Annotated in this window: 4 protein-coding genes; 2 read left to right on the top strand and 2 right to left on the bottom strand. The window is 72.5% G+C overall.

Features of this window, described 5'->3' with window-relative positions; genetic code table 11:
- Positions 1-3,303: nitrate- and nitrite sensing domain-containing protein (locus NBX02_RS19570; protein ID WP_250292520.1), on the bottom strand; the 3,303-nt coding region annotated here is incomplete at its 3' end.
- A 609-nt stretch (positions 3,304-3,912) separates the two neighbouring features.
- Here NBX02_RS19570 and guaA point away from each other — a divergent pair.
- Positions 3,913-5,454, top strand: coding sequence for a glutamine-hydrolyzing GMP synthase (gene guaA / locus NBX02_RS19565; protein ID WP_250286067.1), 1,542 nt, complete (start codon positions 3,913-3,915; stop codon positions 5,452-5,454).
- A 106-nt stretch (positions 5,455-5,560) separates the two neighbouring features.
- Here the strand turns inward: guaA and NBX02_RS19560 are convergent, their stop codons facing one another.
- Positions 5,561-6,832, bottom strand: coding sequence for a threonine/serine dehydratase (locus tag NBX02_RS19560; RefSeq protein ID WP_250286065.1), 1,272 nt, complete (start codon positions 6,830-6,832; stop codon positions 5,561-5,563).
- A gap of 477 nt (positions 6,833-7,309) precedes the next feature.
- On the opposite strand from NBX02_RS19560, the gene pcrA reads away from it, so the two are divergent.
- Positions 7,310-9,609, top strand: a 2,300-nt coding sequence (pcrA, locus tag NBX02_RS19555; RefSeq protein ID WP_250292518.1) for a DNA helicase PcrA, incomplete at its 3' end; no start/stop codon positions are given.

The raw sequence follows: 9,609 nt of genomic DNA, 5'->3' as shown, positions 1-9,609 counted from the left end.
GACGTCGGCCGGCCGCGGTCCGGCCGGGGCACGCTGCGGCAGCGGTCCGGCCGGGGCACGCTGCGGCAGCGGTCCGGGGCGCTCCGGCGGGGCAGCGGCCCTCGGCCGGGCCGGCAGCGGATGCGGGGACGTCGGGGCCTGGCGCTGGAACCACGCGGAGACCGAATCGAAGATCGGGGTCGTGTCGTTGTCCTCGCCGTCCCGGTCGGCGGCCGGCTCCTCGGCACCGTCGGTACGGGAGGCCCGATCGACACTGTCGCCATAGGGCACGTCGTCACGGTAGGAGCCGTCACGGTAGGAGCCGTCACGGTAGGAGCCGTCACGGTAGGAGCCGTCACGGTAGGAGCCGTCGCGGTAGGAAACGTCGTCACGGTAGGAAACGTCGTCGCGCGCGGTCGGTGCCCGCTCCGTCCGGAAGTCGGGGCGCGGGCCGCCGCCCGCCGGGATGCCCGTCGGTAGTTCCCCGGTCTGGCCGCCGGTGACGGTGGGCTGGGAATAGGCGGCCGGCGGGGGAGCCTGCCGGCCGAACGGGAGCGTGTCGGGAGCGGGCACGACCGGTGCGCTGTCCGTGGTGATCCGGTCTGTCGGCCCGGGCGGGGCCGCTCCGGTCAGGTCGATGCCGCCGGTGCCCGGGGAGGCCGGGCCCACCGGATCCAGGTGCGCCGAACTGGTGCCGCTGGTGCCGCCGGCGAGGTCCAGGTAGGTCGCGCCGGTGCCCGGGCCGGAGGGGGTCCCCGCGCCCGGTCCCCGGGGGATCTCGTAGCTGCCGGTAGAGGGGTCGCTGTGGAAGGGTGGCGGATCGGCGTTCGGCTGGCGAGCCGTGGTTCTGGAGATCTCCAGCGGACCGGTGCCGGCGCCGAAGCCACCACCGGCCTCCAGCCGCTCCACTCCGAACTCGTCGAGGCCGGTGAACCGCTCGTCCGTAGCGGTGTGGCCCGCGCCGTTCCCGTTCCCGTTCCCGTTCATGCCCGGTACGGGCAGGGGGGGCGGCGCTCCGGGGCCGTTGCGCGAACCGGGCGGATGCGGGTCGTCGCCTTTTGGCAGGGTGTCCCTGTCGACGAACACGCGGTCGTTGGAGCCGCCCCGTGACATGCCGTTCGCCAGGGACGTCGCGTCGAGCCCCGCGTGGCCGTTGGACAGCGCCGGTGACAGGCCGTTGTCGAGCGTCGACCGACCGGCCGGGGAACGGCCGGTGACCAGCGGTGCCGTGGGGCGCGCCGGTGTGCTCGGGGCTGTCTCGCCGGCGACGACCTTGGCTGGCAGCCGTACCACGGCGGTGATCCCACCGGAGGCCGATTCGCGCAGCTGGACGTGGATGGCGTGCCGGCCGGCCAGCCGGCCGACCGCGAACAGGCCCATCGTGCGGGACACCGACACGTCGATGACGGGTGGGTTGGCCAGCCGCTCGTTGATGCGCTCGAGCTCCTTGGCCGGCATCCCGATGCCGCGGTCCTCGATCTCGATCGTCGCTCCGGCGCCAGGCCCCAGGGAGCGGCTGGTGACCTGCACATCGGTCGCCGGCGGGGAGAAGGAGGTGGCGTTCTCCAACAGCTCGGCGATGAGGTGCACGACGTCGCTGACGGCGTTGCCGGTGATCGACACCCCGGCCGCCGCCGTCTGCTTGACCCTCGTGTACTGCTCGACCTCGGAGATCGCGGCGAGGACGACCTCGTTGAGCGGGACGGGGTGGGTCCACCTGCGGGCCGTGTCGGTGCCGGCGAGCACCAGCAGGCTCTCGTTGTTCCGGCGCATACGGGTCGCCAGGTGGTCGAGCTTGAACAGGTTGGAGAGCTGGTCCGGGTCCTGCTCCCGGTTCTCCAGGTCGTCGATGAGCCGCAGCTGCCGTTCGACCAGCCCCTGGCTTCGCCGGGACAGGTTGACGAACATGGCGTTGACGTTGTTCCGCAGCACGGCCTGTTCGGACGCGAGGCGGACGGCCTCCCGGTGCACCTCGTCGAACGCGCGGGCGACTTCGCCGATCTCCTCGTCGGTGTTGATACCGACTGGTTCGATCTCGGTGTCGATGTCCTGGTCGGTGGAGTCGCGCAGCCGGCGGACCGACTCGGGCAGCCGGCGGCCGGCGACGTCCAGCGCGGCCGCGCGCAGCCCGAGCAGGGGGCGTACCAGGGAGCGGGCGACGATCATCGCGGCGAGCATGGCGGTCGTCAGGATGAGGACGATGAGCAGACCGGACAGCAGCGCTCGGCGCTGGATACCCGACCGCAGCGTGTCGACGCGGTTCTCGGTGTCGTTGTACAGGGAATCGATGATCTTGGCGTTGAGGTTCATCGTGCCCTGGGCCGACTGCAGCCACTTCAGGTCCTCGAGCGCGAGCGGCTGCCCGACCCGTCCTGTCAGGACGTTCTGCACCTCGTTGCTGGTCTCCGAGACGTCCGGGCCGACGAGCGTCTCCCGGTACACCCTGGCCTGCTCCGGGCTGGCCGCCGCCTCGAAACGGGAGATCTGGCTTTCGCGTTCCGTGTTCAGACCGACGAACAGCCGGTAGTCACCGCTGTCGAAGCGGCCCTGCTGGTTGATGCCGTGGATGAGGGACTGCTGGGCGGACAGGCGTTCCCACGCGCGGATGGCGGCGTCGAGGGTCTCCACGCCGGCGTTCAGCGTGGCGTCGTCCTGGCCCTGCGGGATGAGCGGCACCAGGCTGAGCAGGCTGTCGATCATCCCGGTGTAGGCCACCTGGACGGAGTTCGACGAAGCCAGGGTCAGCGCGGTCGCGCGCACGTTGGCCCGGTGCGACAGCCGGTCCGCGATCGACTGGAGCACTGTCCGGGTCTGCTCGGTGAACGCGTCCTGCTGGCCCCGGACGTTCTGCTCGTACTGCCGGGCCGCCTCGTCGACCTGCGCCTGCACCGTTCTGACGCGCTCGGGGACGCGGGAGCCCGGCTGCGGCGTGCCGCGTGAGGCGACATAACCGACCGTATAGGTACGCTCCTGCTCCAGCGCGGACACCAACGCCGTGGCGGCGCGGCTTATCCTCACCATGTCCTGGGCGCGGTTGACGTCCCGGGTACTGGTCAGCACGCTGTTGGCGCCCATCGCGGCGTTGACCAGAATCGCGACGATCGGGACCGCGAGGATCGCGATCAGCTTGGTACGGACCCGCCAGTTCGCCGGCGCGCTGAGCAGTGCTCTTACGTGTCGTATGCCGCCTGGGCCCCGTGATGTGATGGCTGGGGCGTCGACCTGAGACCCGCCGTCATCAGCGGACCGCTCCGGCTCCTGCGGTGTGACCTCGCCCGCCGGGGGAGCGTCGATGCCCGTGCCGGCTATCGGTTGTCTGCGCACGTACCTTCGCAACCTCTCCGCCAGCCTCCCGGAACAATGACGTACCGGGATGGCCCGGTATCGGGCCCGGATGTCCCTCGATAGGCACCATAGCGGTATGGCCGACCATCCCGACACGCGCCTGCCCTAAACTAGATGTCCGCTTCCGATCCTTCCGTCCGGCCCGTTCCAGGGCCGTCCGCTGGCATGCCCGCGGCCTGGACGCGGTCTGGACGCGGTCTGCCCGAGGCCTGCCCGAGGCCTGCCCGAGGCCTGGACGAGGCCTGGACGAGGCCTGGACGGCTGGGCCGCCGGTTGCGCTGTCGCGCAGGTGCTTTTCCGGCTGCCGCGCCGGGCGTCGCGTCCGTCCTTCACGGGTCTGCCGCCTTCTCGGCCGGCCTGGCCGTTCTTCGCGATCCTGGCCCTCGGTGGGCCTGGCGTCTTCTCCGTAGGCTTGGCGTCGTGGACACCGCCATCTCGAAGCCGGCCGCCTCGACACCGGCCGCGGGCCCGACCGGCAACGGCCGAGGGGACGACGCGCCGGCCGCCCCCGGCCTCGCGTCCCCGGCCACCGACGCGTCCGCGGCCACCGACGCGTCCGGAGTCTCCCGCCCGGCTCACGACACGGTTCTGGTCGTCGACTTCGGCGCTCAGTACGCCCAGCTCATCGCCAGGCGGGTGCGGGAGTGCCACGTCTACTCGGAGATCGTGCCCTGGGACATCTCGGTCGCGGAGATCCTCGCCCGGCGTCCCGCCGCGGTGATCCTCTCGGGCGGGCCGAAGTCGGTCTACTCGCCGGGCGCCCCGGAGGTGGACCCCGCGCTCTTCCGTGCCGGGGTGCCGGTGCTGGGCATCTGCTACGGCCACCAGGTGATGGCGCACGCGCTGGCCGGGACGGTGGCCCGCACGGGCGTCGCGGAGTACGGCGCGACCCGCCTGACCGTCACCGCCGGCGGTGTCCTGTTCGCGGACCTGCCCACCACCCAGCAGGTGTGGATGTCCCACGGCGACTCGGTGACGGCGGCGCCGCCGGGGTTCGTGGTCACCGCGTCGACGCCGTCGACCCCGGTCGCGGCCTTCGAGGACGTCGCGCGCGGGCTGTTCGGCGTGCAGTTCCACCCGGAGGTGGTGCACAGCGACCGCGGCCTGGACGTCCTGCGGCGTTTCCTGTTCGCCGGCGCCGGCTGCCGGCCCAACTGGACGATGGTCAACATCGCGGACGAGGCGGTCGCGGCGGTCCGGGCCCAGCTCGGCGACGCGCGCGCGATCTGCGGGCTGTCCGGCGGGGTGGACTCGGCGGTGGCCGCGGCGGTCGTCCACCGCGCCGTGGGCGACAGGCTGACCTGCGTGTTCGTCGATCACGGCCTGCTGCGCGCGGGCGAGGCGGAGCAGGTGGAGAAGGACTTCGTCGCCTCGACCGGGGTCGAACTGGTGCACGTCAAGGCCGCCGACCGGTTCGCCGCGGCGCTCGCCGGCGTCAGCGACCCGGAGCGTAAGCGCAAGATAATCGGACGGGAGTTCATCCGGGTGTTCGAGGCCGCCGCCCGCGAGCTGGAGGCTCAGGCCGAGGCGGAGGGCTCCCGGATCGAGTTCCTGGTGCAGGGCACCTTGTATCCGGACGTCATCGAGTCCGGCTCGCCGACCGCGGCGAAGATCAAATCGCATCACAACGTCGGCGGGCTCCCCGAGGATCTGCAGTTCTCCCTGGTGGAGCCGTTGCGCACCCTGTTCAAGGACGAGGTGCGCCGGCTCGGCGAGGAACTCGGGCTGCCGGAGGAGATCGTCTGGCGGCAGCCCTTCCCGGGGCCTGGCCTGGCTGTCCGGATCATCGGTGAGGTCACCCCGCAGCGGCTGGCGACGCTGCGGGCCGCGGACGCGATCGTCCGCGGGGAGATCCGCCGGGCCGGGCTGGACCGCGAGATCTGGCAGGTGTTCGCGGTACTGCTGGCGGACGTCCGCTCGGTGGGGGTCCAGGGGGACGAGCGCACCTACGGGCATCCGGTCGTGCTGCGCGCGGTCACCAGCGAGGACGCGATGACCGCCGACTGGGCCCGGCTGCCCTACGACCTGCTCGAACGCATCTCGAACCGGGTGGTCAACGAGGTCGAGCAGGTCAACCGGGTGGTGTACGACATCACCTCGAAGCCTCCCGGCACCATCGAGTGGGAGTGACCCGGGCCGCGGCGGCCCGGCGCACCCGGCGCACCCGGCGTACGCAGGGAAGAAAGAAAAGGAAAAGAAGATGCGGTGCGGCAAAGAAGAGCGGTGCGGCCGGACGTCACGCGGCGGGGATGCGCAGGGGCCCGGCGGCCAGAGCGCGGACACGGCCGGCGGTGACCGGGTCGATGTTGCCGCCGGAGAGGACCACCGCGGTCGGGCCCTGCGCGAGCTCGGGGTGACGCAGCAGCGCCGCCGTCCCCGCGGCCCCGGCGGGCTCCACCGTCTGGCCGTCGGCGCGCAGCAGCGCCGCCATCGCCTCCCACAGCGCGTCCTCGTCGACCGTGATCACATCGTCCACCAGGGCGGTGGCGAGCGCCAGGGTCAGGCTGCCCGGGGTCCGCACGGCTATGCCGTCGGCGATGGTGGCCGCCGGGACGCACACCGGCCGGCCGGCGCGCCAGGACAGGGCGAAGGCGGGCGCGCCCGCGGCCTGGACGCCGATCACCCGCACGTCGCGCCGCCGCTGTCTGATCGCCGCCGCTATCCCGCTGATCAGGCCGCCGCCACCGATACCCACCAGGACGGTCCGCAGGCCGGGGACCTGCTCGGTGAGCTCGAGCCCGATCGTGCCCTGCCCGGCGATCACGACCGGATCGTCGAAGGGATGCACCAGCAGCCCGCCGTGCCCGCGCGCGGTGGACTCGGCGGCCAGCAGGGCGGCGTCGATCCCGCCATGGACGTGCTCGACCCGCGCGCCGAGGCGGCGGGTGCGCGCGACCTTGACCGGGCTCGCACCGGCCGGGACGAAGATCGTGGCTGGGACGCCGAAGTGGGCCGCCGCGTACGCGACGCCCTGGGCGTGGTTGCCGGCGCTGGCGGCGACCACCCCCCTGGCCCGGACGGCGGGGTCGGCGAGCGCGATCCGGGCGAAGGCGCCGCGTAGCTTGAACGACGCGGTGCGTTGTTCATTCTCGCACTTCAGCCACACCGGCACGCCGGTCAGCCGGGACAGGTGAGCGCTGGGCGTGACCCTGGTCCGCCGGAGCACCGGCGCGAGGACGACCGCGGCTGTGGCGACGTCGATCGTGTCGCGGTCGACGGCCACCGTGTCTCGGTTCGTCGTGCCGCGGTTCGTCGTGCCGCGGTTCATGGTCTCGAGGGCCCGCGTGCCGTTAGCGCCGTCGGCGCCGTCCGTGGACGCCGCGGGCGCGCCGGATCTGGGTGGGACGTCGGTGTCGTCCGTACCGGCGCGGCCTGTCTCCCCGGTGGCGCGTGCCGTACCAGCGGCGCTACCAGCGGCGTCGGTCCCGCTCGTCCTGCCGGAGGTCTCTCCGGTGCTCTCTGTTCTCCCGCCGGTGGTACGTGTCGGGTTCTCGGTCGGTTGGCGCATCGTCGTGCTCCCGGTAGCTCGGCGGCCACCTCCGACGTGACCGCGGCAACAAAAAAAGCCCCCCGCCGAACTGGCAGGAGGGCGAGGCGCGCGGACCCGTCGGTGTCGCTCCGAAAGCACGTCGGGCTGAAAAGCCCGTCCGCGAGAGCAAGGTCGCGCGCCTAATTAATGATCATAATGTGCTGCGGCACCTTTTTATTTTGCTCTTGGGCGCTGGTGGTCGTCAAACCCGCCGGCCCGCCCGCGTGCCAGACGCCCGTCACACCCGGTGGCGGGACGGCGGCTACCGGTGGTGCGCACTATGAAGCGGGCTGTAGCGTGAACCGTGCTGTGGGTCGCCGAGCCACAGCACGGCGTGGTGTGGGTGTGACAGCCTGAACCGGGACGCCGGGTCGTGACGCGCACCGGGGCCTCGTAGGGTGAGAACCATGTACCGCCGTCGGACGAGCCGGGCGTCGAACGTATGATCGGAACCCTATGAGCGCGCTTCCCGGTGGCCCGTACCCCGACTTCGGCCCGTACCCGGGCTTCGGCCCGTACCCCGGCTTCGACGACGTCGCTGACGACCGGGACGAGCCGGCGTCGCCAACGGCTCCGGGTGTGCCGGGCGCTCGTCCCGCCACGCCCCGGCTCGCTCCCGACGCGCTGCTCGACGGCCTGAACCCGCAGCAGCGGGCGGCGGTCGTCCACACGGGCTCGCCGCTGCTCGTCGTCGCGGGCGCGGGCTCCGGCAAGACGCGGGTGCTGGCGAACCGGATCGCCTACCTGCTCGCCGCCCGCGGGGCCCGGGCCGGCGAGATCCTGGCGATCACGTTCACCAACAAGGCCGCGAACGAGATGAAGGAGCGGGTCGCCGCGCTCGTCGGCACCCGCACCCGGGCGATGTGGGTGAGCACCTTTCATTCCGCCTGCGTGCGCATCCTGCGGTCGCACGCCAAGCGCATCGGGTTCACCAGCAGCTTCTCGATCTACGACGCGGCGGATGCCCAGCGCCTGGTCACGCTGGTCGCGCGCGACCTGGACATCGACCCGAAGCGCTACCCGGCGCGCGCGCTCGCCACCGGGATCAGCAACCTGAAGAACGAGCTGGTCGACTGGGAGACCGCCATGAGCCGGGCGACCGGCCATGCCGAACGTGCCGTCGCCGAGGTCTACGGGCTCTACCAGCGCCGGCTGGCCGAGTCGAACGCGTTCGACTTCGACGACCTGATCATGACGACGGTGAACCTGCTGCAGGCGTTCCCGGACGTCGCCGAGCACTACCGACGCCGGTTCCGGCACGTCCTCATCGACGAGTACCAGGACACCAACCACGCCCAGTACGTCCTGGTGCGGGAACTGGTGGGGCAGGCGCCCCGGCTGACCGTCGACGGCGAGCCGGTACGGCCGGCTCCGGTGCCGCCGGGCTCCGACGCCGACGCCGACGGGCCCGCGGTGGGGCCGGCCGAGCTGTGCGTGGTCGGCGACGCCGACCAGTCGATCTACGCCTTCCGGGGCGCGAACATCCGCAACATCGTCGAGTTCGAGCAGGACTACCCCGACGCCACCGTGATCCTGCTGGAGCAGAACTACCGGTCCACGCAGACGATCCTGTCCGCGGCGAACGCGGTGATAGCCCGTAACGCCCGGCGCAAGCCCAAGCGGCTGTGGTCGGACGCCGGGGACGGCGAGAAGATCGTCGGCTATGTCGCGGACAGCGAGCACGGCGAGGCCGCCTTCGTCGCCGCCGAGGTCGACCGGCTCTCCGACGCCGAGCTGGCGCGTCCCGGCGAGGTCGCCGTCTTCTACCGCACCAACGCCCAGAGCCGGGTCTTTGAAGAGATCTTCATCCGGGTCGGCCTGCCCTACCGGGTGATCGGCGGGGTGCGCTTCTACGAGCGCCGTGAGGTCCGGGACCTGCTCGCCTACCTGCGGGTACTGGTGAACCCGGCGGACACGGTGAACCTGCGGCGCATCCTCAACGTGCCCAGGCGGGGGATCGGCGAGCGGGCCGAGGCGATGCTCGCCGCCTTCGCCGAACGCGAGCGCGTCCCCTTCGCCGACGCCCTGAACCGGGTGGACGAGGTCCCGGGCCTGGCCGCCCGGTCGGCGAACGCGGTCCGTGGTTTCGCCGCTCTGCTCGCCGAGCTGCGCACGGCCGTGGCCGACGGCCCGGTCGCGGCGCTGGAGACGGTGCTGGAGCGGACCGGTTACCTCACCGAACTGGCCGCCGCGGACGCCCTCGAGGCCGAGGGGCGGGCGGAGAACCTCCAGGAGCTGGCCAACGTCGCCCGGGAGTTCAGCGAGCAGTTCCCGCAGGGCTCGCTCGCGGACTTCCTCGAGCAGGTCTCCCTGGTCGCCGACGCCGACCAGGTGCCCGGCCCCGAGGATGGCGAGGGCGGCGCGGACGGCGCGGGCGGTGCCGCCGGGGCCGTCACCCTGATGACGCTGCACAGCGCCAAGGGGCTGGAGTTCCCGGTGGTCTTCCTCACCGGGCTGGAGGACGGTGTCTTCCCGCACCTGCGCACGCTCGGCGACTCCACCGAGCTCGAGGAGGAACGCAGGCTCGCCTACGTCGGCATCACCCGGGCGCGTGTCCGGCTGTACCTGACCCGGGCGGAGGTCCGCAGCGCCTGGGGCCAGCCGGCGTACAACCCGCCGTCGCGGTTCCTCGAGGAGGTACCGGCCGAGCTGGTCGGCTGGCAGGGGAACACCCAGCCGGCGTCGGCCGCCGCCCACCCGCGGACGAGCGCGTGGGGCTCGGCGCCCGCGGGGCCGTCCGGCGCGCGGGTCGGCGG

Origin of the sequence: Protofrankia sp. CiP1_Cm_nod1 (assembly GCF_920888515.1) — a bacterium.
GTDB lineage: Bacteria > Actinomycetota > Actinomycetes > Frankiales > Frankiaceae > Protofrankia.
This window is presented reverse-complemented; position numbering and strand designations above follow the sequence as displayed.

Excerpts from the sequence above, each read along its gene's own strand:
- NBX02_RS19560 (WP_250286065.1), bottom strand. The coding sequence starts at position 6,832 with ATGCGCCAACCGACCGAGAACCCGACACGTACCACCGGCGGGAGAACA.